This window comes from Paraburkholderia heleia NBRC 101817, from assembly GCF_000739775.1.
In the GTDB taxonomy this organism is placed as follows: Bacteria; Pseudomonadota; Gammaproteobacteria; order Burkholderiales; family Burkholderiaceae; genus Paraburkholderia; species Paraburkholderia heleia.
Window position 1 is genome coordinate 211,755 of the sequence record NZ_BBJH01000002.1, and the last position, 24,482, is coordinate 236,236.

At 62.7% G+C, this 24,482-nt stretch carries 24 protein-coding genes and 1 pseudogene; 9 read left to right on the forward strand and 16 right to left on the reverse strand.

What is annotated here, in order from left to right; translation table 11 throughout:
- Window positions 1-55 precede the first annotated feature (55 nt).
- From fghA to BHE01S_RS01675, 6 genes are all read right to left on the reverse strand, one after another.
- Window positions 56-886 carry an S-formylglutathione hydrolase gene (fghA, locus tag BHE01S_RS01650; RefSeq protein ID WP_042259775.1) on the reverse strand — a complete coding sequence of 277 codons (831 nt, stop codon included), beginning with the start codon at window positions 884-886 and terminating at the stop codon, window positions 56-58.
- Window positions 887-893: 7 nt separating this feature from the next.
- Window positions 894-1,469, reverse strand: a complete 576-nt coding sequence (gfa, locus tag BHE01S_RS01655) for an S-(hydroxymethyl)glutathione synthase (protein ID WP_042259777.1) — start codon at window positions 1,467-1,469, stop codon at window positions 894-896.
- A gap of 23 nt (window positions 1,470-1,492) precedes the next feature.
- Window positions 1,493-2,602: an S-(hydroxymethyl)glutathione dehydrogenase/class III alcohol dehydrogenase gene (locus BHE01S_RS01660; RefSeq protein WP_042259778.1), complete on the reverse strand. Its 1,110-nt coding sequence runs from the start codon at window positions 2,600-2,602 to the stop codon at window positions 1,493-1,495.
- A gap of 56 nt (window positions 2,603-2,658) precedes the next feature.
- The gene (gene frmR / locus BHE01S_RS01665; RefSeq protein WP_028203886.1) at window positions 2,659-2,931 is read right to left on the reverse strand and encodes a formaldehyde-responsive transcriptional repressor FrmR; all 273 of its coding nucleotides are present in this window, start codon (window positions 2,929-2,931) and stop codon (window positions 2,659-2,661) included.
- 250 nt (window positions 2,932-3,181) lie between these two features.
- Complete coding sequence (locus tag BHE01S_RS01670) at window positions 3,182-3,517, reverse strand: hypothetical protein (protein WP_157025072.1); 336 nt, start codon at window positions 3,515-3,517, stop codon at window positions 3,182-3,184.
- A gap of 98 nt (window positions 3,518-3,615) precedes the next feature.
- The gene (locus BHE01S_RS01675) at window positions 3,616-4,839 is read right to left on the reverse strand and encodes an AraC family transcriptional regulator (protein ID WP_157025074.1); all 1,224 of its coding nucleotides are present in this window, start codon (window positions 4,837-4,839) and stop codon (window positions 3,616-3,618) included.
- A gap of 208 nt (window positions 4,840-5,047) precedes the next feature.
- Here BHE01S_RS01675 and BHE01S_RS01680 point away from each other — a divergent pair, with 208 nt between their 5' ends.
- The 4 genes from BHE01S_RS01680 to BHE01S_RS01695 all read left to right on the forward strand — a co-directional run bounded on the left by BHE01S_RS01680 (window position 5,048) and on the right by BHE01S_RS01695 (window position 10,660).
- Window positions 5,048-7,372 carry a beta-glucosidase family protein gene (locus BHE01S_RS01680; protein ID WP_407669448.1) on the forward strand — a complete coding sequence of 775 codons (2,325 nt, stop codon included), beginning with the start codon at window positions 5,048-5,050 and terminating at the stop codon, window positions 7,370-7,372.
- Window positions 7,373-7,815: 443 nt separating this feature from the next.
- Window positions 7,816-8,589 carry an ATP-binding cassette domain-containing protein gene (locus BHE01S_RS01685; protein WP_245639606.1) on the forward strand — a complete coding sequence of 258 codons (774 nt, stop codon included), beginning with the start codon at window positions 7,816-7,818 and terminating at the stop codon, window positions 8,587-8,589.
- A complete protein-coding gene (locus BHE01S_RS01690; RefSeq protein WP_245639607.1) occupies window positions 8,586-9,626 on the forward strand; it encodes an ABC transporter permease in 1,041 nt (346 codons plus the stop codon). Before BHE01S_RS01685 ends, BHE01S_RS01690 begins: the two co-directional genes overlap by 4 nt.
- Window positions 9,627-9,655: 29 nt before the next feature.
- Window positions 9,656-10,660, forward strand: a complete 1,005-nt coding sequence (locus BHE01S_RS01695; protein WP_042259793.1) for a substrate-binding domain-containing protein — start codon at window positions 9,656-9,658, stop codon at window positions 10,658-10,660.
- Here BHE01S_RS01695 and BHE01S_RS01700 read toward each other — a convergent pair.
- On the reverse strand, window positions 10,657-11,052 hold the full coding sequence (locus BHE01S_RS01700; RefSeq protein WP_042259796.1) for a hypothetical protein: 396 nt from the start codon (window positions 11,050-11,052) through the stop codon (window positions 10,657-10,659). The two genes, BHE01S_RS01695 and BHE01S_RS01700, sit on opposite strands and share 4 nt — an antisense overlap.
- Before the next feature lie 187 nt (window positions 11,053-11,239).
- Here BHE01S_RS01700 and BHE01S_RS01705 point away from each other — a divergent pair, with 187 nt between their 5' ends.
- A complete protein-coding gene (locus BHE01S_RS01705; RefSeq protein ID WP_042259798.1) occupies window positions 11,240-12,301 on the forward strand; it encodes an LLM class flavin-dependent oxidoreductase in 1,062 nt (353 codons plus the stop codon).
- Between the two features lie 22 nt (window positions 12,302-12,323).
- On the opposite strand, the gene BHE01S_RS01710 is transcribed toward BHE01S_RS01705, so the two are convergent.
- The 6 genes and pseudogenes from BHE01S_RS01710 to BHE01S_RS01735 all read right to left on the reverse strand — a co-directional run.
- Complete coding sequence (locus BHE01S_RS01710) at window positions 12,324-13,565, reverse strand: acyl-CoA dehydrogenase family protein (RefSeq protein WP_042259801.1); 1,242 nt, start codon at window positions 13,563-13,565, stop codon at window positions 12,324-12,326.
- A gap of 54 nt (window positions 13,566-13,619) precedes the next feature.
- Entirely contained in the window at window positions 13,620-14,624 is a 1,005-nt protein-coding gene (locus BHE01S_RS01715; protein ID WP_042259803.1) for an NrtA/SsuA/CpmA family ABC transporter substrate-binding protein, read from the reverse strand.
- Window positions 14,625-14,660: 36 nt separating this feature from the next.
- Window positions 14,661-15,422, reverse strand: coding sequence for an ABC transporter ATP-binding protein (locus tag BHE01S_RS01720; protein ID WP_084068468.1), 762 nt, complete (start codon window positions 15,420-15,422; stop codon window positions 14,661-14,663).
- Window positions 15,419-16,258 (reverse strand): ABC transporter permease subunit, encoded by an 840-nt coding sequence (locus BHE01S_RS01725; RefSeq protein WP_042259805.1) that lies wholly within the window; start codon window positions 16,256-16,258, stop codon window positions 15,419-15,421. The genes BHE01S_RS01720 and BHE01S_RS01725 overlap by 4 nt, the downstream gene beginning before the upstream one ends.
- A 68-nt stretch (window positions 16,259-16,326) precedes the next feature.
- On the reverse strand, window positions 16,327-17,430 hold the full coding sequence (locus BHE01S_RS01730) for an LLM class flavin-dependent oxidoreductase (protein ID WP_042259808.1): 1,104 nt from the start codon (window positions 17,428-17,430) through the stop codon (window positions 16,327-16,329).
- 44 nt (window positions 17,431-17,474) lie between these two features.
- Window positions 17,475-17,810: pseudogene (locus tag BHE01S_RS01735) on the reverse strand (aliphatic sulfonates ABC transporter substrate-binding protein); the annotation flags it as partial.
- A 290-nt stretch (window positions 17,811-18,100) separates the two neighbouring features.
- On the opposite strand from BHE01S_RS01735, the gene BHE01S_RS01740 reads away from it, so the two are divergent.
- The 3 genes from BHE01S_RS01740 (at window position 18,101) to BHE01S_RS01750 (ending at window position 20,456) form a co-directional block, all read left to right on the forward strand.
- The gene (locus tag BHE01S_RS01740) at window positions 18,101-18,847 is read left to right on the forward strand and encodes an SDR family oxidoreductase (RefSeq protein WP_042259810.1); all 747 of its coding nucleotides are present in this window, start codon (window positions 18,101-18,103) and stop codon (window positions 18,845-18,847) included.
- A 147-nt stretch (window positions 18,848-18,994) separates the two neighbouring features.
- A complete protein-coding gene (locus tag BHE01S_RS01745; protein WP_042259813.1) occupies window positions 18,995-19,849 on the forward strand; it encodes a DJ-1/PfpI family protein in 855 nt (284 codons plus the stop codon).
- A 124-nt stretch (window positions 19,850-19,973) separates the two neighbouring features.
- On the forward strand, window positions 19,974-20,456 hold the full coding sequence (locus BHE01S_RS01750) for a YybH family protein (protein WP_042259815.1): 483 nt from the start codon (window positions 19,974-19,976) through the stop codon (window positions 20,454-20,456).
- 55 nt (window positions 20,457-20,511) lie between these two features.
- Here the strand turns inward: BHE01S_RS01750 and BHE01S_RS01755 are convergent, their stop codons facing one another.
- The gene (locus BHE01S_RS01755) at window positions 20,512-21,459 is read right to left on the reverse strand and encodes a GlxA family transcriptional regulator (RefSeq protein WP_042259817.1); all 948 of its coding nucleotides are present in this window, start codon (window positions 21,457-21,459) and stop codon (window positions 20,512-20,514) included.
- Window positions 21,460-21,711: 252 nt separating this feature from the next.
- The gene (locus tag BHE01S_RS01760; RefSeq protein ID WP_042259819.1) at window positions 21,712-21,999 is read right to left on the reverse strand and encodes a DUF1330 domain-containing protein; all 288 of its coding nucleotides are present in this window, start codon (window positions 21,997-21,999) and stop codon (window positions 21,712-21,714) included.
- A 562-nt stretch (window positions 22,000-22,561) separates the two neighbouring features.
- Here BHE01S_RS01760 and BHE01S_RS01765 point away from each other — a divergent pair.
- Window positions 22,562-23,008 carry a DUF2254 family protein gene (locus tag BHE01S_RS01765; RefSeq protein ID WP_245639608.1) on the forward strand — a complete coding sequence of 149 codons (447 nt, stop codon included), beginning with the start codon at window positions 22,562-22,564 and terminating at the stop codon, window positions 23,006-23,008.
- Between the two features lie 505 nt (window positions 23,009-23,513).
- Here BHE01S_RS01765 and BHE01S_RS01770 read toward each other — a convergent pair.
- On the reverse strand, window positions 23,514-24,482 hold the full coding sequence (locus BHE01S_RS01770; RefSeq protein ID WP_042260000.1) for a response regulator: 969 nt from the start codon (window positions 24,480-24,482) through the stop codon (window positions 23,514-23,516).

Sequence of the window (24,482 nt, forward strand, 5' to 3'; positions counted from 1 at the left end):
CAAGCTGGAAAAACGGCCCGGCCGCCGAAACAGGCGGACGGGCGGCAGGTGCGCTTCAAGCCAGTGCTTTGGCGTGAAAAGCCATATGCTCGCCGATAAAGCTCGCGATGAAGTAATAGCTGTGGTCGTAGCCTTCGCGAACGTTGAGCGTCAGCGGTTGCCCTGCCTTTTCGCAGGCTGCCTGCAGCAGTTCCGGCCGTAGCTGCGTATGCAGGAACTCGTCGCCGCCGCCTTGTTCGACGAGTAGCGGCAAGCGTTCGCCCGCGTTGCCGACGAGCGCCACGGCGTCATACTGCTTCCACGCTTCGCGGTCGTCGCCGAGGTAGGCGGTGAGCGCTTTCTCGCCCCATGGCACCTGGCTCGGCGCGACGATCGGCGAGAACGCGGATACACTGCGATACCGGCCCGGATTGCGCAGCGCAACGACCAGTGCGCCGTGCCCGCCCATCGAATGCCCGCTGATCGAGCGCGCCTCGTTCGCTGCAAACCCGGCCTCGACGACGGCGGGCAATTCGGAGACCACGTAGTCGTACATGCGGAAATGCTTCGCCCACGGGGCCCGCGTGGCGTTCACGTAGAAGCCCGCGCCCTGGCCGAGATCGTAGTCGGGCGAATCGGGCACATCGCTGCCACGCGGACTGGTGTCCGGCGCGACGACGATGATACCGTGCTGCGCCGCGTAGCGTTGCACGCCCGCCTTGGTGATGAAATTCTGCTCGGTGCAGGTCAGGCCCGAAAGCCAGTACAGCACGGGGCATTTCTGCCCGCGCAACGCGGCCTCGGGCAGATAGATGGCAAACTTCATGTCGCCGCCCACGGTGGAAGAGGCATGTTTCCAGACCTCCTGGCTGCCGCCGTGGCTGGCGTGTCGTTCGATGCGCTCCATGAGTGTTTCAGGCCTCCCGGTAAGTGCCTTTGGCCTTGGCAGCCTGGGTGGAGAGAATGTCCATGAGCGCTGGGCTCAGGCAGTCGTACGGCTCGAGGCCCTTGTCGCGCAGCGTCTGACGCACGTCGGCCATGGCCGAAGGCGGCGTGCCGCTCTCGATGATCGACGAGACGAACGCCGCGAAGCCGGGGCCGTCCCAGCCCGCGTCTTTCGACAACTCGGTGTGGATGAAGTCGAGGCCGTAGAACGCGTGATCCTTCTTCTCGATGCGGCCGTACAGGTGCGTGCCGCAGGCCGTGCAGGCGTGACGCAGGATCGTGGCTTTGTCGTCCACGACCTTCAGCTTTTCACCGTGCGCCGTGACCGTCAGCTTGTCGCGCGGGACGACGCCCACGACGGAAAAGAGCGCGCCGGCGGGCTTCCAGCACTGGGTGCATCCACAGGCGTGGTTGAACAGGACCTGCGAGTCGATGCGGACTTCGACCGGATCTTGCGCGCATTGGCAGCGCAGCGTGCCGCCCGCGAAGTTTTCGGCGCCTTTCTGGATGCCGCGGTCAACCGTGGGGTGAATGGCTGAGGCCATGGTCTCTCTCCTTCCTTTGCGTGTCAGTAGTGAACGACGGTGCGGATCGATTTACCCTCGTGCATCAAGTCAAACGCTTCGTTGATACCCGAGAGCGGCTTCGTGTGGGTGACGAACGGCGCGAGCTGGATCTTGCCCGCCATCGCGTCTTCGACCATGCCCGGCAATTGCGAGCGGCCCTTCACGCCGCCGAACGCCGTGCCCAGCCAGCGGCGGCCAGTCACGAGCTGGAACGGGCGCGTGGAGATTTCCTGTCCCGCGCCGGCCACGCCGATGATGACCGATTGACCCCAGCCGCGGTGCGCGCATTCGAGCGCCGCGCGCATCACGTTGACGTTGCCGATACATTCGAAACTGTGATCCACGCCCCAGCCCGTCATGTCGACGATCACCTGCTGGATGGGCTTTTCGTGATCCTTGGGGTTCACGCAGTCGGTGGCGCCGAAGGCGCGCGCCAGATCGAACTTGCCCGGATTGGTGTCGATGGCGATGATGCGGCCGGCCCTGGCGAGCTTCGCGCCCTGGATCACAGCAAGGCCGATGCCGCCCAGGCCGAACACGGCGACGGTATCGCCTTCCTGTACCTTGGCGGTGTTCTTCACCGCGCCCAGACCCGTGGTTACGCCGCAGCCCAGCAGGCACACCTGCTCGGGATTGGCTTGCGGGTTGATTTTGGCGAGCGAGACTTCGGCCACCACCGTGTACTCGCTGAACGTGGAGCAGCCCATGTAGTGATAGAGGGGCTGGCCGTTGTAGCTGAAGCGGCTGGTGCCATCGGGCATCACGCCCTTGCCCTGGGTCGCGCGCACGGACACGCACAGATTGGTCTTGCCGCTCTTGCAGAACAGGCACTCGCCGCATTCGGCGGTGTAGAGCGGGATCACGTGATCGCCGGGCTTCACGCTGGTCACGCCTTCACCCACTTCCACGACGATCCCGGCGCCCTCGTGGCCGAGCACGACGGGGAAGAGGCCTTCCGGGTCGTCGCCGGAGAGCGTGAAGGCATCGGTATGACAAACGCCGGTATGCGTGATCTTGACCAGGACTTCGCCCTTGCGGGGCGGTTCGACGTCGATCTCGACGATCTCGAGGGGTTTGCCCGGCGCAAACGCAACTGCAGCACGCGATTTCATAGTAGTCCTTTAAAAAAAGAGGGTCGGCCAATCGCCGCGGGACATCCCGCGGTGAGCTAGCGTAAGTAGGTTCGAACGAGGGTCACGACATCGTCGATCGATCCCGGGGACTCCGCTGATCCTGCAAGGTGTGTGAATTCTTCGCGCAGGTGGCTTTCGAGCACACCTGCCATCACGCCGTTGATCGCGCCGCGAATCGCCGCCAGTTGCTGGAGCACCGGCGCGCAGTCCGCGCCTTCCTCCAGCGCGCGCTCGAGCGCGTCCAGCTGGCCGCGAACCTTGCGTACGCGTGTCAGAACGCGCTTCTTTTCTTCGGGGGAATGAGGCATGACGGCATCGATTGAGGATACTGTGGGGCAGTATAGGCGAATACTGGCAGGGAGTATACGTTTGCAGTGATGTTGCCAGCATGATGCGGGGTGAATATCGGGGCTGTTTCCTCAGGCGGCGCCTATGGGGCCCATGCGTCCGGACCTCGACGACCACGCCGCTACCTGACCGATTGCTTTCATTCGCATTGCGAGGCGGCGGCACGCGCCAATCCCGCGTGGCGGCTGGCGCAGCCGATGCCGCGCGCCACTACCGGAGTTCGTTGTCGGCCGGCAGGAGACGATTGACGTTTTCCGTCGTCTCGTTGAACACGATGCGCACCGTCGATCCCGGCCCGTCCCGGCTTTCGATATGAAACTGCGCGCCGATCATCCGTGTGAAGTCCTGAACCAGCCATTCGAGCGCCGAAAGGAGGCCGAAATTGAGCGCAGCCGGCTGTGGTGGAGCCGGAACGGCGGCCGCGTCGTCGTCTCGCGCCGTCATCATGCCCTGAACGTCGCGATAAGCATCCACAACCAAGCCGAGGTGGCGTCGCGAGCGTACGGGCCGGCGCGGGTGAGCAATGAACGCTTCAGGGCGGCGCATGATTGTCCCGGAGACTGCGATCGGAGGCCGCGCATCGATCCTGCCCAGCGCCTTTCGGTTCGAGGGCGGACAGGGCAGGCGCAGTCTGCCCAAAAAGCTCACTGGAACCTGCAGTTTTCGAACTTGTAGCGGGAAGGGGACTCGCCGCTGTTCTCGAGAAAGAAGCGCGAGAACGCGGAGGGAGAAGAAAAGCCGAGAAGATCGCTCACCGCGGCAACGGAATAATCGGCCAGCGGCAGCAGCCGCCTGGCCTCCTCGAGCCGCGCATGGACCAGGATCGCCTGGAAGTTCGTCCCTTCGCCTTGCAGGCGCCGGTGCAGGGTTGAGCGTGAAATGCCAAGACGGCCGCACACTTGCTCCATGGGGTTCGAAAATGGCAGGCCGGCATGCGCCTCACGAATCATCTTCGTCACGAAATCTTCGATTCTCGAAGAAAACGAATGGCCGAGAACGAAGCGTCTGATATCGGCATCGGCTTGCCCGCAGAGAATGTTTTCGGTGATCTCGTTGTACTTGCGATACGGCAGGTCCGCCGCCCCGGTTTTCATCAGCATGCGGTTGCGGTTTTGCCTGAATTTCACCGTTGCGCCACACAGGTGCGAGAGCTGGGAGACGGGCGCAAACGCCTCTCCGGTCAGCTCGACCTGGGTGGGATAGTGTTCATTGTCGTTATATTGTTCGGCGAGGCGAATGAGCAGCAGAAAATTATAGAAGGCGCTCGATGAACTTCTGCGCGCGCCGTCCAGAACGTATTCGAATTCGAACGTCTGGCCTGCGCGCTTGATCTTCACGGTATCGACATTCCCGATCAACACCCGGTAGCGCAGAAATTGGTCGAAGGCCCGCGTCAACGTCGGGCTATTCGTGACGATGGCCAATAACGTGCTGATGGGGGCGCGAAACGAATAACTGGAAAAGATTTCGAGCCGCTCCGAAGCCTGGTAGCCAGGCTCCAGCAGATTGAGCATCGCAATGTGCTTGTAAGCGGGGATGCGCCCGTGCGGATGGGAGAGTTCGGCCTCGGTTATGCCAGTGAGGCGCGTAAAGTCGTGCGGCGACATGCCGTGTTCAATTGCGGACTGGAGCGAAAGCTGGGCAAGGACGTTTGAAACGGTCTTTTGATCGGTCGTCATGGGAGACACCATGGAACGGAGAAACGTCGCCTCGGCTAACCGCTGGTAGCTGGAAACTTTAGCATCCTTGTTCCAATCCTCAAACGGCCCGATGGGGTCGAATATCGAATCCGCGAGAATCGCCGCCCGGGCGCTCCGGGTCGTGCGGCGACTCCGTAAACTGCCTGCAAGGTAACGACGAAATGGCACTCGGCGCGGGGCTAAGACAAACCCTGATGCCGCGACGCACGGTTAAGTTCTGCGACGGGACGATAAGCGCAAACGTTTCCTCGGGTGATATCGTCATCTCGCTACGTAGGGTAATTCAACATAAAAACAGAAGAAAAATGTAGTCCGATTACCGTCCCGCAATCCTGCGGGTCATCGCTCATGCAATCGGCAAAACAGGAGAGACACCGTGAGGAATGCGAAGCAAATAGCGATTGCGGTAGCCGGCGCATTGTGTGCCGGCTCCGTGGCGTACGCGGATCAAGCCGCCACCAGCAATACATGGGGCACCAGCCTATTTTCGATGGGGGCGCAATTTTTTTCCCATGATTCGCTGGCGTCACAGCCGAACTTTGACTGGAAAGCGAAGGGCGACCAGGCCGACAGACGCGCGGCAGTGCTGGTATCGCAACTGACGCTCGACGAAAAGATCCAGCTGGTACACGGAACGGGCATTCCCACCGCCGGGTTGGGTGGTCCGTTTCCTTCGTGGGTGCAGGGTGCCGGTTACATTCCCGGCATGAGTCGTCTGGGCATTCCGCCTTTGGCCACCGCGGATTCGGCTGGCGGCGTGAATGTGCAGAACGCGCATGCCACGGCCTTTCCCGCACCGATCGGGCTCGCTTCGAGCTGGGACGTGGCACTGGCGGGAGCGTACGGAGCGCGTATTGCCCGTGAGCTGCGCGTGCTCGGTTACGCGGAAGGACTGGGTGGCGGCCTCAATCTTGCTCGTGAACCGCGCGACGGCCGCACGTTCGAGTATATGGGCGAAGACCCCGTCCTGACCGGCACGATGAGCGCGGCGCGTACCATGGGAACGCAGTCGCAGAATGTGATTGCAACGGTGAAGCACTACGCGATGAACGACCAGGAAACGAACCGGATGACGAGCAATTCGGTGGTTGACGAACGGACGATGCGGGAAACGGAACTGCTTGCATTCGAGATTGCCGTGCGCGAGGGGCATCCTGGCAACGTGATGTGCTCGTACAACCTGGTCAATGGCGTCTATGCCTGCCAGAACCCGGAACTCCTCACGACCATCCTGAAGCAGGAGTGGGGATTCAAGGGCAAGGTCCAGTCGGACTGGACGGCCAACCATAGTACCGTCGCATCCGCGATGGCCGGTCTCGACGAGGAGCAGCCGGGTGACCTCGGAACGGCTGGGGCGGGATTCGGCATTCAGTCTTATTTCAGCAGCGCGCTCAAGGCGGCAGTCGAGGCAGGTACCGTTCCGGTCGCGCGTCTGAATGACATGGTCTTTCGCAAGCTGCGCACCATGATCGCCGTTGGCGTCATGGACCACCCGCCAACGCCAGGCGGCTCGGTCGACCAGGCGGCGGGCAACCGTGAGGCCCTGGCCGTGGCACACGAGTCGATCGTTTTACTGAAGAATGGCTCGGCATCCGGCAGCAACCAGCCGGTCCTTCCGCTCGCCGCCGGCGGGCTGCACTCGATCGTCGTGATCGGAGGCCATGCCGATGTCGGCGTGATGTCCGGAGGGGGATCGGGAGGCGTGCCCGCGGCAGACGGCAATGCAGTGCCGGGATGCCAGTCCGGTAACCCGCTGCTTTCGAGTTGCGCGACCTGGTACAAGTCCTCGCCGTACATCGCGATCAAGGCGAAGGCGCCTCAAGCTGCGGTAACGTACTTCGACGGCACGAACGCCTCCGCCGCGGCTAGCGCGGCCGCTGGTGCCGATGTCGCGATCGTCTTCGCCACGCAATGGGAAAGCGAGGGCACGGATCTGGCGACCTTGTCCTTGCCTGACAACAAGGCCGACCCGGGCAATCAGCTTTACGACCAGAACGCGCTGATCAACGCGGTGGCTGCGAAGGCCAAACGGATAATCGTCGTGCTCGAGAACGGCAGTCCCGTCACGATGCCGTGGCTCGGCAGCGTCAACGGCGTCGTGGAAGCGTGGTATCCGGGCGTGCAAGGCGGCCAGGCCATCGCCGACATACTGTTCGGCGACGTGAATCCGTCCGCCAAACTGCCGATCACGTTCCCTCGCCAGGAAGCCGATCTGCCGCAGCCGACCATCGACCCAAACAACCTGAATGTCGTCTATAGCGAAGGACTCCTGATGGGATACCGCTGGTACGATGCTAAAAACATCGATCCGCTGTTCCCGTTTGGCTTTGGTCTTTCCTACACGACTTTTTCGTACTCAGGGCTCAGGACGCGCACCGATCAGGGCGGCAACGTGATCGCGACCTTCACCGTCGCCAACACGGGCTCGCGTGCCGGTGCCGAAGTCGCCCAGGTGTACGCCACGCTGCCGCCGGGTCTGGGCGAGCCGCCGCAGCGCCTGGTGGGATGGACAAAGGTCGCTTTGCGGCCTGCGCAGTCGCAGCAGGTGAACATCGTCATCCCGGCGCGGCGCCTCGCGATCTGGAACGTGACGACACACTCGTGGCAGGTACATGGCGGAAGCTACGAGATTCGCGCCGCGTCGTCGTCGCGTGATACGAATGCGTTGTCTGCACGCGTAGTCGTCGGCGACATGCACTGAGGTGGGGGCCGCCTGGGCGCGCTGGGCGCCCAGGCCTTGTTGCCGCGCCAGGACGCCCGGCATCCGGGCAGCTCATTGTCGACCAAAACGCCGTATTGGAACGGTGCTCCTGAGCCTTCTTCACGAGCGGCCGTGTCAGAGGACACGCGCGAAGTTTGCTATCAATCGTAGGCGCGCCGGTCCCTTGCATCCCCTCATTCGGATACCCAGAACTAGTGGTTTCCCGAAGAAATAAGGGGTCTCGTCAGGCGATTCTTGAACTAGACTGTAAATCTTGCTGAATTCCAGAGACATTTCCAATGTAAGTTGATGCGGCGATCGATAAGCAAAGGGGAATGGTTTATGGCTATCGTCGTACACAACGTCCCTGTGGGTCATTCGCGCTGGAGCGTAGCGTGACGCAGAGCGATGCCGCGCCCGCTGCGAGCGACTGGCGGCATATCGTGCGCGCGCAGGGCATCAGCCTGTCCTACGGCAAGATACGCGCGCTTTCCGGCATCGACCTCGCCATTGGGCGCAACGAGATCGTCGGCCTGATCGGCGATAACGGCGCGGGTAAATCGACACTCATCAAGGTGCTGACCGGTGTCGTGCGGCCGAGTACGGGCAAGCTGTTCATCCGCGACGAGGAGGTCGACTGGAGCCGTTTTTCCGTGCGCGAGGCGCACCGGTTGCGCTTCGAGACGGTCTATCAGGAGAAGTCGCTCGGCGAGAAGCAGCCGCTGTGGCGTAATTTTTTTGTCGGCCGCCAGATCGTCAACCGATTCGGGTTTATCAATGTCGCCGAAGAGCGGCGCATAGCCAACGATATTCTCAAGCAGCAACTCGGTTTTCGCGGGGTAGGAATCGATGCGGATTCGTTGATTGCGAAACTTTCCGGCGGCGAGCGCCAAGGCATCGCGATCGGACGGGCGATGCATTTCGACAGCGATCTGATCATTCTCGATGAACCCACGGTGGCGCTCGCCATCAGCGAGGTGCGCAAGGTTCTCGACTTCGTGCGCTCCATCAAGGAGTCCGGCCGCGCCTGCATCTACATCGAACACAACCTCGCTCATGTGCACGAACTCGCCGATCGGCTGGTCGTGCTCGATCGCGGCCGCATCGTCGCGGATATCAAGTCAGGCGAGATGAGCCTCGAGGACCTCACGCGGTTCCTGATTTCGCTACAGCAAAGCGGGCACGGGCCGGCGCCGGTTGCGGGGACAAGGACGTGAGCGATCCGATAAAAGAAAAACGGCCGGTGCGCCTGGTGGGTTTGCGCCTGCCGGGTTTTGCCCGCATGGAGGGATTGCCGAGCTTTGTCGTGTTCGCGCTGGTGGTCGGCCTGTTCATGGCAACCGCACCGCGTGTCTTTTTGGGCTGGCCAATCTACTTCTCCTTCCTGACCACCGTGCCGCCACTGGTTGTGCTGGCGATCGGGCTGACTCTCGTGATTGCGGCGGGGGAGATCGACCTGTCTTTCCCCTCGGTGATGGCGTTCTCGGGCTTTCTGTTCGCCTGGTGCGTGAATACCACCGGATCCGCCTGGCTAGCCATTCTTGCCGCGTTGGCTGGCGGCGCGCTCGTCGGCGTGGTGAACGGGGTGCTGGTCGCGGTGGTCGGCATGCCGTCCATCATCGTGACGATCGGTACGCAGTTCCTTTGGGCCGGTGTGGCCTCGATCCTTTCCGGCGGGCTCTCCTATGCGCTGCAGCAACTCGCCAGCGGTTCGGCCTATGCGGTATTCGCGGGCACGCTGTTCGGTCTGATCCCGATGCAGGCAATCTGGGCACTCGGGCTCGCCGTCTTCATGTGGTTCATCCTCAATCGCCACCGTTTTGGCGAGCACGTGCTGTTCATCGGAGACAACCGCAGCGTGGCGAAGGTCGTGGGCGTCAACGTGCTGCGTGAGACAGTAAAACTGTTCACGCTAATGGGTGTGCTGGCCGGTTTCGCCACGGTCCTGCTCACGCTCGAGAATCTGAACTACTTCTCGACCCAGGGACAAGGCTACCTGCTGCCGGCGCTGGCCGGCGTGTTCATCGGCGGAACCTCGGTCTTCGGCGGCACGGCAACGATCGTGGGAACTTTCTTCGGGACTTTCGTGATTGGGATGCTGGAGGCAGGAATCGTGGCGACAGGTATCGCCGGCTTCTGGGTCCAGGCGATCGAAGGGGTGGTGTTCATCGTCGCCGTGATCCTGCATCTGTTGGTCGAGAATCCCGCCAGGCTGCGCGCGCTGCGCGAAAGACTCAGGCTTGGGCGGGGATAAAGCCGTTAAATCAGGAGATAGGAGCGAAGATGAACAAGATCATGACTGGGTTCCTCCTGGGGGCGAGCGTGCTGGCGTTCGGCCTCGCGCCGACCGCCGGCGCCACTGAGCCGACCACGACGGGCCAGCTCGGCGCGGGCATGACGATGTATATGCAGATGGGCGGCAACCCCGGCGACGGCGCGACGCTGCCACGCCAGACCGGGGCTGCGGATGCCGGGCATGCCTTCGGCATCAAGGTGATCGAGCAGTTCTCGGCCTGGAGCCCGGAGACGATGCTTGCGCAGTTTCGCCAGGCGATGGCGGCAAAGCCGACGTGTATTGGCATCATGGGCCATCCGGGCGATCCGGCCTTCGCCCCGCTGATCAAGCAGGCGGTAGATCAGGGCATCATCGTGACCGTCGGCAATACGCCGCTACCCGACAACCAGAAGCTCTACGACGCGAAGGGCTTCGGCTACGCCGGCGTCGAACTCTACGTGGGCGGGCAGATCACCGCTCAGGCCATGCTCAACGCCGGGCTCAAGAAGGGCGACGAGGCACTCGAATACGGTGTCTTCAACGAGAGTGTGCGCAGCCAGTCCGACCGCGGCCTTGCCGAGACGCTGGAAAAGGCCGGCGTGAAGGTGACGCGGCTCAATATCTCGCCCCAGGTGGATGCCGATTCGTCGCTCGCCGTGCCGATCCTGGTCGCCTTTATTCAGGCGCACCCTGGTCTGAAGGCGATTGGCACCCAGCACGGCGGCGTGACCGGGTTCATTCCGCAGGCGCTCCAGCAGGCTGGCAAGAAGCCGGGGCAAATCATCGTGGGCGGCATCGATCTCGCGCCCGCCACGATTTCCGGGCTGCAAAGCAAATTCATCACCGCGACGCTCGACCAGCAGCTTTATCTGCAGGGCTTTCTGCCCGTCACGCAGTGCGTGCTCTCGGCGGCCTATCACTTCGCGGGACTGACCATCAACACCGGCGCAGGGGTACAGACACCTGCGACGATCGACTCGCTCATTCCGCTCATCAAGCGCGGGATCCGCTAGGGACGAGTGATGCGAGATGCAATGGCCTGGGTGCCGATCGCACCCTTGGCGCGAGGCTTGCGTGCCTCATCATCCGGCTCGGGCACGCGTTGGTTCGACGGAAGCAAACCCATGACCACCACTGTCAAGCCCGTTGTCATCACTTCCTGAATGAACCTGCCAGCCACCGCTTCGATCTTCGCTCTCCGTTCCTCATTCATCACACGACTCCCGGCTTTGCACGTTATCGCTCGTGTACGAAACGTTGCAAATTTCGGACCCGGCGCACCGTTGAGCTTGCCGGGGGCAGCCCCGCGCGCTGCCACGCGAGTGTCCCCTTCGAACACCTCCACGGGCTTGCCCGCCAGCGCGCCGATCCCGGATGCGGCGAACGGGGCGAGCGCATTGCTCATGCACACGGTTCGAGCCGTCGTTCCATGCGGACAGTGTGTACCACGAGGCCCGCGTGGAGCCAGTGGACTCATGTCAGGGGCCGCGCAGGCTTTATGCGTTTTTGCGGGTTCGATAGCAGGAGATATTGGATTGATCGCGGCGCGCGCGGCGTTAGCATGGGCGTCCCGTCTTTTACCTTATCACCCAATGTCCCGTTCTTTTCCACGCTTTGGCATCTGGGCGCTCGTGCACGGAAGCCGCGCGGCGCTGCAGGACCCCGCCGAACCCTACGACGCATCGTGGGCCCGCAACAAGGCGCTCGTGCTCGAAGCCGAGCGCCTCGGCTTCGACTCGGTGCTCGTCGCGCAGCATACGGTCAATCCGCACGATCCTGCGCTCGACCAGCTGGAGGCGTGGACGGCCTCGGCAGCGTTGGCTGCGCTTACGTCGCGCATCGAGATCATCGCCGCGATCAAGCCGTTTCTCTACCACCCGGTCGTGCTCGCGAAGATGGCGCAGCAGATCGAGCACATCAGCGGCGGGCGCTTCGCGATCAACCTCGTGAATGCGTGGAACCGGCCGGAACTGGAGCGCGCCGGCATTGCATTCCCGGAGCACGACGATCGCTATGCCTACGGCCGCGAGTGGATCACGGTTGTCGACGCGCTGTTGCGCGGCCAGAGCGTGAATCACCACGGCGAGCACTTCCATATCGACGATTACCGGCTGCTTCCCGCCGATCCGTTTCGCGCTCGCCCGCGCATTTACGTGGGCGGCGAGTCGGAGCCGGCGCGCGAACTGGTGGCTGCGCACGGCGACGTCTGGTTCATCAACGGCCAGCCGCTCGACGACGTATCGGGCCTGATCGCCGACGTGTCGGCACGCGCGCGGCCCGACGGGCACGATGCCTTGCGCTTCGGTCTGTCCGCTTTCGTGATCGCGCGCGAGACCCAGGCGCAGGCCGAGGCGCACCTCGATCATCTGTTCGCGCTGGCCGAGCGCGACAAGCCGCTGCGCGAGCGCCAGAAGGCCAACATCGATCCGAACGTCGAGATGTTCAAGACCTTTGCACGCTCGGTGCGCGTCGGCTCCAATGGGGGTACGGCAGCGGGACTCGTGGGCGACTACGACACGGTTGCGCGGCGCATTGCCGAATTTCACCGCGCGGGAGTTGAACTCTTCATGCTGCAGTTTCAGCCCTTCGAGCACGACATGCGCCGTTTTGCACAAGAGATCGTGCCGCGCGTGCGCCGCGAACTGGCAGCATGAAGCAAGGCTCGCGCGGCCCGGATCAGAAGAACGCACCCGTTGGCGGGAGCTGTCCGGTCAGCAGGTTCTGACCGAGCAGGCGCTCCTTGTAGAGCCGCGGATTGTGCGAGGCAATCACCTTGATATTGCGCCAGTGCCGGTCCAGCGCGGCCGCGTTCGACACGACCGAGCCCGAGCCCAGGTCGATCAGCCAGCTCGCGACTTGCGGCGCGAGATCGTCGATCACGACCTTGGCTTCCGAGGCGGCGAGCGTCGCGGCGAGGGCGCTCGCGTAGTCGTCGCGCGTGCCTCGGCTTTCCGCGGCACGTTGCAGCGCCTCTACGGCGCGCACGGCGCTCGCCTCGATGCTCGCGGCGTAGGCGCGAATGCGGCCCAGCAACGCCTGCAGCGCCGGTTCGTCAGCGGGCTGCGCGGCTTCGCCATGGTAGAAGTTGCGCCGCCGCGCGCGCAACGCCTCCACCGCATCCAGAACCACTCGCCGCACGATGCCGGCAATGCAGTTGGTGAGGTAGACCTGGTGGAAGGTGAAGCCCCACGGCGCGGCTTCGGGCGCTTTCGGCGGATCGGGCGCATAGACGTGCGCGGGCTTCACCACGACGTTTCGGAACCGCGCGGTGCCCGAGCCGGTCAGTCGCTGGCCGAAACCCTGCCAGTCGTCCTCGGTGCCGACGCCTTCGCCTCGTTCGAGCACATATTGCACGGTACCGTTCGCCCGGCTTTCGACGGCGAGCCCGACGAATGCGTCGTTGTAGAGGTTGCCGGTCGCGTACACCTTGTCGCCCGTCCCGACATAGACCTGCCTGCGCTCGTCCCATTCCAGCCGGCTCAGTACGGCGCTCGGCCGCGCGCCTGCCGCCGTCGCATCGCTTGCGGCGAAGCTCAGGCCGATCGTCTTGCGCTGGCGCGCAAGGTCGAGCACATGCGCATGGAACGGATGCTCGCGCCGTTCGAGCGCTGCTTCTATTTGCCAGAAATGATTGCGAAAGGCGTGAGCGATGTTCGAATCGGCCGCGGCGAGGTCGCGCGCCACGGCGAAAAGTTCGCTTAACGACACGCCTTGGCCGCCGTCACCAGCAGGCAGGCGCAACGCGCCGAAGCCGAGCGCCTTGAGCGCCGCGATCTCTTCGTGCGGCAGGCGCTGCTCGCGCTCGCGCTGCGCCGCCGTCGCGGCGATCCCGCCAATGGCGTGAGCGAATCCGAGCGACGCCGACAATGGCGAGACGAGCGCGATTGCGCCAGGCGACGAGCTGTGAGTTTCAGACATACGCTTTCCGGTTCATGCCGCCTTCGCGTGCGTGGCGTCCAATTGGGTGGCGCGTCATACCTTGACGCTGTAGTCGGCGACCTTGATGGGTGCGCCGATGATCTTGCGTTGCGCGAGCCAGTCCGCCGCGCGTTGCAACTGCGCCATGAAAGCCGCATCGTCCGGCTCGTGGAACTGGTTCACGCGCTTCAGGCTCGCCAGATAGTCGCGCACCTGATCCGGATATTTCGCCTCCTTTTGCACGAGCCCCTCCGACTCGGCCGGATGTTGCGATTGCCAGGCGCCTTCCACGTAGTACGCGTCGAGCACGGCGCGCACCAGTTCGGAGTTTTCTTCGGTGAACCTTCGGCGCGTGACGAGCGAGCTGTAATCGATGAGAAAGTCGAGATCGCGTCCTTCGTTGAAAATGTCCGTGGCATCGTTCGAATAGCGCGAAATATCGACGGCGGGCGACCACATCGACCACGCGTCGACCTTGCCTTGCGCAAACGCGGGCGCCGCATCGGGCGGATTCAGATAGACGAACTCGACCTTGCTGCGGTCGACGCGGTGTTTTTCCAGCGCCGCGATGAGCAGGAACTCGCCGAGCCCCGAGCGGTTCACCGCGACCTTGCGGCCGGCGAGGTCGGCCACGGATCGAATGCCACTCGTCTTCTTCACAATGATGGCGGTCGAGCGCGGCGAATACACGTCGAAGCCCGTGAAGACGATGGGGGCGCCGGCCAGCATGGCGGCGAGCGCGGGTGTCGTCGATCCCCAGAAGCCGAAATCCGCGCTGCCGCCAACCACGGCCTGGATCGACGGCGCGTGGTTCGGGAATGGCCCGACCCATTCGACCTTGATACGCTTCGCCGCCAGCGATTGCTCGAACACGCCGCGTTGTTTCGCGATGTCGGGCAGGGCGCCGTAGCCCCAGCCAATGCGGACCGTGTCGGTGTTGCGCGTGAGTTTCGCCGGCTGCGCGGCGCGCGCGGGAAGCAGATGCGCGGCGGCGGCGCCGGCCAGCAGGCCGCCCGCCGCGCGCAGGAGCTGGCGGCGAGTGAGTGAAGCATCGTTCATTCGTGGTCCTTTCTTTTGTATGGTGGAGGAGGCGGTTCAGTGGGACTGAACGCCGAGTTCCTCGAGCAGCGTGAACCGCAACGTCTGCGGCGTGTGGTCTTTGGGATGAAACGAAGCGGCGATGCGCCCTGCGCGCATGACGAGAATGCGGTCGGCGAGCGAGAGCGCCTCGTCGACATCGTGCGTCACGATGAGCACGCCCGGCGCGTGACGCGCGACCAGCTCCTTGACGAGCCCGTGCATCTTGATGCGCGTAAGCGCATCGAGCGCGGCGAACGGCTCGTCGAGCAACAGCAGCGCGGGTTCGCGCACGAGCGCGCGCGCCAGCGCGACACGTTGTGCCTGACCGCCTGAAAGATTGCGCGGCCAGTCGTGCTCGCGCCCCGCCAGGCCGACTTCGGCCAGCGCGCGCGACGCACCGGCGCGACCGACGCTCGACTCATGACCGAGTGCGACGTTCTCCCACAAGTTGGCCCAGGGCAGCAGGCGATGCTCCTGAAACACCACGGACGGCCGCTCGGGCGCGCGAATCTGCCCGGCATCCGGCGTATCGAGACCCGCGAGCGCGCGCAGCAGCGTGGTCTTGCCGCAGCCGCTTTCGCCGAGCAGTGCGACGAATTCGCCTTTGCGGATCTCGAGGTCGAGCGCGTCGATCACGACACGCGTGCCATAGCGGCGCTGGAGTCCGCGCACCGAGACGGCCAGCGGCGAGGCGGCAGTTTCGGTTTCGTGGCGGGGAATGCCTTCAATGGCGTCGATGGCATTCGCGTGACCGGATAACGTGGCAGTGACGCTCATGACTTCTCTGCCTTCGTGTAGTTCGCATGCCACGACAGGAAGCGTGCTTCGAGCGAGCGGACGAGGGCGTCGGCGGCGACGCCGATGATCGCGTAAATAATCATGGTCAGCAAGATGACATTGGTCTGCAGGAACTCGCGAGCGTCCATGGCGAGAAAGCCGATGCCTTGGGTCGTCGCGAGGGTTTCGGCGATGACGAGCGCGAGCCACGCGTGCGCGAGCGCATAACGCACGCCCGTGAGGATCGCGGGCATCGCGCCGGGCAGAATGATCCGGCGCACGACAGCGGGCCATTTCATCCCGATCACCCTGGCGAGTTCCATCAGTTTCGAATCGATCTGGCGAATGCCGAGCATCGTGTTGATGTAGATGGGAAAGAGGACTGCTAACGCGACGAGAAAAATCTTCGCGACTTCGCCTACGCCAAACCACACGATCACGAGCGGCAGCATCGCGAGAAACGGTATCGCGCGCACCATCTGGATTGGCCGGTCGATGAGCGCCTGGGCGAGGCGGGAAAAGCCGGCCAGCACGCCCAGAACGAGCCCGATTGCACTGCCGATCAGAAAGCCGGTCATCGCGCGCAGCAGCGAGACGCCAAGGTGAACGAACAGGTCGCCGTTGCGGGCGAGATTCCACGCCGTCGCCGCGACGCTGCTCGGCGCCGGCAGCACTTGTGGCGTGAGCCATCCCAAGCGCGCCGCGATTTCCCAAAGCACAAAAATCAGCGCGGGGATAGCCCACGAGAGCCAGTAGTGAAAGCGGTCCGCCGAACGCCGCGAGCCCGCCCGCGACGACGGGACATAGCTGTTTGAAGAAGTGGTCAAGTCAGCCATGTCGGTTCCGTCATTGCCTTGAAGAGATACAACGGGTGGTAAAAGCCTTCCGTGGGGGGCGCCATGGGTCATGCCGCGGCGGCGCGCTGCACACCGTCTTCCTTCGCGACGGCCGCGCGCACGAGCGGCAGCAGATCGCGGCCGTAAGCGAGGGCGTCTTCGAGCGGATCGAAGCCGCGAATCAGGAATGTCGAAACGCCGAGCTTGCGGTATTCGAGCAGCGCGTCGGCGACCTGTTGGGGCGTACCGACGAGCGCAGTCGAATTGCCGGCCGCGCGCGTGAGCGCGGCGATCCCCGTCCACAGCCGCGTATCCACGACATTGCCCTTTGCCGCTTCGGCGAGCAGTCGCTTTGCGCCCTCGTTCTGGGGATTCTTTGGGCGGCGTGTGAAATTGGGCGAGCGCGCGACGACATCCTTCGCGCGCGCGAGAATCGATTCGGCGCGCGCCCAGGCGGCACTTTCGGTCGCCGCCAGAATCGGACGCAGCGAGAGGCTGAAGCGGATGTGGCGTTCCCGGCCATGCACGGCCGCGGCTGCGCGGACACGCGCGATCGTTTCTCGCACCGCGTCGAGCGATTCGCCCCACAGCGCGAACACGTTTGCGTGTTTGCCCGCGACGGCGATCGCTGCATCGGACGATCCGCCGAAGTACACGGGCAGATGCGGCCGTTGCAACGGGCGCACCTGCGAGCGGTGTCCTGCGACGCGGTAGTACGTTCCTGCGTGGTCGAATGGCGCATCGCTCGTCCACGACCGCTTGACGACGTCGAGATATTCGTCGGTACGCCGATAGCGTTCATCGTGCGTGAGCCAGTCGCCGTCGCGCTGCTGCTCGGTGTCGTCGCCGCCGGAGATGATGTGCACGGCGGCGCGGCCTGCGCTGAAATGATCGAGCGTGGCGAGCTGGCGTGCGGCGAGCGTCGGCGCTACGAAGCCGGGGCGGTGTGCAAGCAGGATGCCGAGCCGTTGCGTCTGCTGGGCGACGAACGAGGCAATCTGGAAGCCGTCGGGCGAGGCGCTCGAGTGGGCGATCAGCACGCGGTCGAAACCGCCGTACTCGTGCGCCTGGGCGACGGTCGCGATCCACGGCGGATTGACGGCCGGACCTTGCGGCAAATGGATTTCACTGGACTCCTGATGACTGACATAGCCGATGAATTCGACGCTCATGACGGGATTCCTTGAAGATCGCTCGGTGAAGCGGCGCAAGTGCTTGCGTGAACGGAGAGGGCGATCGCGAGATCGACAGGCGTCGAACGGGTGGCCGAAACCGCGCGGATCTTCGCGCCTATGGAGTAGGCGAAGATGAGCGGCGCGTCCCCAAGGCCGCCCACGTCGGTCGCGCCGGCGTTGAGCGCCTCGCCAAGCGGCTGCGCAGCGGGGCAATTGAACCATTCGATCGGGCAGGGTACGTCCTTCAACTGGCCCGACGCTTCGAGAATGCCGCGCATCTGCAGTTGCTGGTCGCCGACCTTGAGTGTGGCGGCAAAGACCGCAACCGGCAGCATTGCGGCTATTGCGACGAGATAGCGGACATAAGCGCGGCGCATGAAATATTCCCCAGATAATGCGTATGACGAGCAGACACGATACGGAGCGCATCCCTATAAGGCAAACGCATTGTTCTTCTATGGAAATATGCAGTTGGCAAATACGAAGCGGTTTGAACGGATCGCTGCGAAGACAATTGGATGACGCATTTTGAGGGTTATACGACCTTTGAGTCATTCAATGCCGGTTCCATAATTTGCGCAGGAATCAAGTCGGAACACGAGCACAGACGCGATTGCGCCTTGTGCTTCCGGTTCGATCAATTTCGAGCAAAGAAAAGGAACAGAAGATGAGGCTTAAGAACAAGTCAGCTTTGATTACGGGAGGGACTAGCGGCATTGGTCTCGCGACCGCCAGGCTTTTCGTTGCAGAAGGCGCCCGAGTTGCGCTTACCGGTCGCGATGATGCAGTGTTCGAGCGCGTGAAGGCCGAGCTTGGCGAGAATGCGTTAGTTCTCAAGGGCGATGTCCGTTCGATCGGGGACATGCGGGCGATTGCCGCTGAGATAAAGGAGAAGTTCGGCGGCCTGGATGTCGTGTTTGCCAACGCTGGCTGGGCTTTCCCGTCTGCACTCAACGACATAGACGACGAACTCTATAGCGAGATCATGGACATCAACGTCAAGGGCGTGGTGCTCACGCTTCAAGCGGTGCTGCCGGACCTGCGAGAGGGCTCTTCAGTCATTCTCAACACATCGTTCGTCGCCCAGACCGGCAAACACGGCATCTCGTTGACTGCGGCGGCGAAGGCTGCCGTGCGATCACTTGCCCGTAGTTGGTCCTACGAGTTTCTCGATCGCAAGATCCGGTTCAACGCGATCGCGCCCGGCGGCACGGACACGCCTCTGCTCGGCAAGTGGGGTATGTCGGACGAGGACGTCCGCAACTTCAAAAGCGAGTTCGCGAAGACCATCCCGGTCGGCCACATGGGCAAGGCAGAGGACATTGCCTACGCTGCGCTCTATCTCGCCAGCGACGAATCTTCCTACGTTGTCGGCAGCGAACTCATTGTCGATGGCGGCGCCTCGCAGCTTTAAGCCGTGCGCTTTCCCATTCAGGAGCCCTGCACGTCCTCCCGGTTCATCCACACCTTGATCACACGTCCACCACGCTTTCGTGGTGGTTTTCAATCCGGCCAACCTGGTTGCGCACCCGGAGGGGCCGAAGCGCAAGGAGAAATAATCTTGACCGACAATAGCGAAAACAACGCCTCCGGAAAGCCACTCACCGGAGCAGGTCGTTCGCGCCGCGATATTCTCAAGTTCGGAAGCATCGCCACGCTGGGCGCCGTGCTGGGTGGCGGGGCCCTGCCTGGCCACACCACGCCTGCACTTGCGCAGGCACCCAGCAAGGCAGAACTTGCTCCGGATGACCTGCTCAACATCCTGATTGTCAATTACGATGGCGGGACGCTCCTCGACTTCGCAGGCCCCAGCGAAATTTTCCACCGGTTACCGAATACGAACGTTCGCTATGCGAGCCTCAATGGGGGCAACGTGACGCTCGAATTCGGGGTCGTGTATGGCAAGACTGAACGACTGGCCGATATCGATAATACCGATCTGATTCTGGTGCCCGGCGGGTCCGATTTGACGGCGCCGATGCGGCCCGAGTATCAAGCGCAGATCCGGCGTCTGGCGGAGAGCGCCAAACATGTGACGTCGGTTTGCAACGGATCGCTGGTGCTCGCTGCGACGGGCATTCTCAAGGGGAAGCGAAGCGCCTGCCATTGGGCCTTCGTCAACAAGCTGTCCGAATATGGCGCGATTCCCGTGCCGGATCGATTCGTGGAAGACGACAACGGCCGCTTCATGAGCGGCGGCGGCGTGACGGCGGGCATCGATTTCGCACTTCGCGTCGCCGCGAAGCTGCGCGGCCAACAGGCCGCCGAATTCACGCAACTCGTGATCGAATACGATCCCGCTCCGCCGTTCCATTCCGGTCATCCCAGAGACGCACGGCCAGAAGTCATCGCGATGGTCGACAAGGAACTGCCTGGTGCATCCAGGGGGCTCGCACGAATCCCAGGCGTTCGCTGAGATGCCCGCGGGCAATGTCTGTGAGCACTTTCACGGGTTTCGATGAAGCCGCCGCCGACATTGCTTGCCTCGCCTGCCCAATCTGGCACAGTTCCTTCAACTTAAACTGTTCGGAAATCCTTTAATGCAACAGATTCGTCGTTCTGCTGGAGCCCTTGCAGCCTGCTTTTCCTTTTTCGCGTTTGCGGTGCCTGCAATGGCTGGCGGCCCGCGGCCTCAAACCGAAGCGGCCATCAAAGCCGAGAATGTGCGATGGGCGGATGCCTTTGCGCGAGGGGACTATGAGGCGATAGGCCGTCTGTATACCCACGACGGCGCACTCCTGCCGCCCGGCGGCGACCGGGTGACGGGTGGCAGCGCGATTGCCGCGTACTTCACCAAGGGGTATGCCGGGGCAAAGCCCGACACCGTATCGTTCAGCAATTACGAGTTCTACGGTAACGATCGCATCGTGACGGAGGTCTCGGACGCGGATATCCGAGACCATGCTGGAAACTTCAAATACCGCGGCAAGCAGATCCTCCTCTTTATAAAGGAGGGCGGCGCGTGGAAATTACATCGCGACATCTGGAATGATTACGCTGCCCAGAAATCCGTTGCCCGTTGAGCGCCTGGTGATATAGGTAGTCACGTACCGCGAGCGCCAATACGCCGGCGCTCGATCAGCGCACACTGTTCAATCGGCTTTCGCGCCGGATTGCCTGCGGAGGGTGGCCATGCAGTTTAATGAAGGCCCTCCGCATCCGTTCCGGATCAGTGAATCCCACGGCCAGAGCAATTTGTTCGATCGGCTCGCTACCGTCCTGCAGGCGCAGCCTCGCCGCTTCGACGCGCAAACGTTCGACCGCCTTGGCCGGTGTTTCGCCGGTTTCCCGGCGAAATGCGCGTCCGAACTGCCGCGGACTTAATCTTGCGGCATCGGCGAGTCGTTCCACAGGTAGTGCTTCAGCCAGATGTTCTCTCGCGAAGTTCAAGGCGATGCGGATACGATCCGATTCCGGCTCCATTTGCGACATGGCGGAGAATTGGGACTGCCCGCCCGGCCGGCGATACGGAACAACCAGAAGCCGGGAAACAGCGCGCGCGACTTCCGCACCCATATCTCTTTCGATCAAGCCGAGCGCCAGGTCGATTCCGGAGGCGATGCCCGCCGACGTCCAGATGTGGCCGTCCACGATATAGATGCTATCGCCCTCGACGCGGGTGCGAGGGAAACGCGATTGCAACAGCGCGGCGTATCGCCAGTGCGTTGTTGCTTTCACGCCGTCCAGCAAGCCGGTTTCCGCAAGCAGAAACGCTCCTGTACACACGCTCGCCACCCGCGACGCGCGCTCGCCCAATTTCCTGGCGGCGGCGATGTTCTCCGGTGTCTGCATCGGGCCGATATCACCGCCCACGAAAACGACGGTGTCAAACATGCGCCTTCCGACCGGCGTGGTCTCGATCGCAAGGCCCGTATTGCCACGAACCGGGCCTCCGGACTGCGAGATGACATGAAGATCGTAGGGAGTATGGCCAGCGGCTGTGGCCACCTGATTAAAAGCCGAGAGTGGCCCACCAAGATCGAGAGCGTCGTGGCCACTGCAAACAAAGAACCCAATTCGATGCATGACGGAGTCGTTAGCCGAATTCCCCAGAGAAGGCGTATTTTACGGAAATCCCTCGAATTGTGCCATTCCGGAAATAGCAGCAAATCGTCATTTGCCCCTTGTCCATCAGCTGGACAGCCGACGGTAGCAACGGCACAGAGAGATCATCGGCATCGAAGAGAGGGAATCGCGGACGGTACACAGACGCTCTCCTGACATGTCAGTTCTCCTCGAGCCCATTGAAACCACGGGCTCGAGCGTCGAAGCCTTTCGTCATATGCCTTCGACAAGGACGGCGCGATAACGCGCGCCCTTGAACCGGTGCTGGGCGACCTCCTGGTACGCCGGGCTGTCGTACCACGCGCGCGCCGCCGCAGTCGACGGGAATTCCACGATCACGACGCCCTCTGGTGGTTCGCCCTCAAGAACCTGTTGGGGGCCGTACGCAGCGAGGATCTTGACGGGATGGTCTTTGAAGGTCTGACCCACCTTGCTTTGGTAGATATCTAGCTCGCCCTGATCCTGCGTGCTTTCCTTGGTGAAGACGATGTAAGTCGCCATGGAGTAGGCTCCTGCTGTGGTGTGACGGTAAAACGATGATGCCATGAAACTGCACCGGGCCTCGATTCGCAGCACCGGTGCAGATGTCGACCAGTCGCCTCGGCGAGAGAACAACGCGATCCGGGCAAACAGATGTTTGCGAGGCGGCTGGATCGCAGATCCCTGGCCGATCCCCGTCCTCGCGTTGCCGGGCGCACCTCGACCCTCTCCGGATCTTCCACCCGGCGTCGCCTCTGCGGCTCCTTTGAGGTGTTGAACGGTCGTCCACACATCCGGATCGACCAACAAATCGTTGCCCGTAATCCTGGAAGCTCGACGTCCCTGACCTGTTGGACCAAGGTCTCATTGACCGGCCTGAAGTTCAGGCGTCTGATCGTGTAGGGAAGTTCACTGTCCGAAGCCTGATCTGCGCCAGCGAGAACTTCCCATATCTGGAGGAAGCGACTGTGGCGCACGGCGCGCCCAGGCGCGGATCCGGTCGGGAAGCTTCCTTTCACGCCACCCGACAAACCGCCAATACCTTGGTCTCCACTGCAATATGAATCGTAGGGAGATGGCAGACATGGACTGGAACCGCTGGTACAGCTTAAAGAGCTACCTAAGGTCTTCGCTTTGGACTGTGCCGCTCATCGCAGTCGCGCTCTATGCCGTGGTGAAGCCCGTGGCGGAAGTGGTCGGCAGGTGGATGATCACGCAGGGGACCCTTGATCCAAAAAACGGCTTGCTTGGGCTGTCCATGACCGGGGCGCGATCGTTGGTCGGTGACATCGTTTCCGCAGACATGGCGTTTCTGGTATTTACGTTCGGTTCGCTGCTCGTCGCAATCCAGGTGGCCGGCGGGCAGTACACTCCGCGGATCATCGCAACGACATCGTTGCGCGATAACATCATCCGTAGCATCTCGGGACTGTTCGTTTTCACGCTGTGGCGCGTGACGCCAACTTGCTTCAGCTCGCTATCGATCGTGCTACGCAGGCGATTGCCAATCTCCATGGCGAAGGCCCGGTGACCGGCAAGATCAAGGCGCATGTGATCGTGGCGTCAAGATAGTGGGGGCTCGGCGCAGGCCTGTTGCAAGCCCCGATCGCCTCGCGCGACCCCAAACGCCTGGCTTGCGGTTGTTTCTCGCCTTTCTGGTTCCGCACCTTAAAGTAAGGAGCATTGGTGGTGCCACCATGACAGCAGCAACGATCACTTCAAAGGGCCAGGTCGCGATCCCCGTGGACGTGGGCAATGCGAGTACACGGCGACTTTCGACGTGACGGCTTCGAAGGTTGCCGGGATGCAGTTGATCAACTAATGACGGCGCGAGCCGATAACAGGAAAGCCGACAGCGGTTTATTCGTGTGCTCTCGCCACAGGAAGCAACGCGGCGCGAACAGGGATCAGGTGAGGTTCAAACGGCATCTTCGAAGTTTTATATGTAAATAGAAACGTTGTGATAAGAATACTTATCGTAATGCGATCATGGTCGCATTAACCATCGTTGCAGGAAGGAGACGGTTCAACAGGACTCAGGCCCGGTCCAGGGTTTTAATCGCCAGCGCGGCGGCGGCGGCGCGCGTTTCGACGTGCAGCTTGCGGAACAGATGTTCGAGGTGCTTGTTAACCGTGCGTGGCGCCATACCCAGAATGTCGCCGATGTCGCGGTTCGTTTTCCCGCGCGAAACCCAGAGCAGCACTTCGGCCTCGCGCGCCGTCAGGCCGAGGCGCGCACCGAGCGCATTTCGATGGACTGTATCGTCGATTTCCTTGAGGATAACGATCCATTCACCCGGCTCAGGCGCGGGCGTCGCACTCGCCGAGCGACGAACCTGTCCCGCCGCGAACTCGTGGACGTCGTCGGGTGGGCATCCGCGCGCGAGCCACTCCTCGAACCAGGCGTGCAGCACCGGCGGCAAGGTGAGGCGCGCGCTGGTTTGCTTCGCCGGACTCGCGTGATCGGCATCGACCCTGGAGTAGGCCGCGATCTGGCGCGCGGCCTGCGGACTTTGCCAGCGGATCGCGCCATCGGCACCCACGATCAAAGCCGCGCGTGTATCGAGCGACAGCGCGGCGTGCGCATAGAGTTGCGCGCGCGAGCGCCGCACATGCGCATCAATACGCGCGCTCACTTCCTCTGGCCGTACGGGTTTCGTCACATAGTCGATGCCGCCCACGCGAAAGCCGCGCACCACGTGCTCGCTTTCCGTCAACGCGGTCATGAAGATCACGGGAAGATGCTCGTGGCGCACGTCCTGTTTCATGCGGCTACAGGTTTCAAAACCGTCCATGCCCGGCATCATCGCGTCGAGCAGCACGACGTCGGGTGTCACGCGCGCGAGGCACTTGAGCGCGTCCTCGCCGGAGAGCGCGACCAGCACGGCGTAACCGTGCGCCTGGAGCGTGTCGGAGAGAAATGCGAGGTTGTCCGGTGTATCGTCGACTATCAATACGACAGGCCGCTCGTCAAGCCAGCCGGGCGTCGCGTTGGCGTCGCCCAT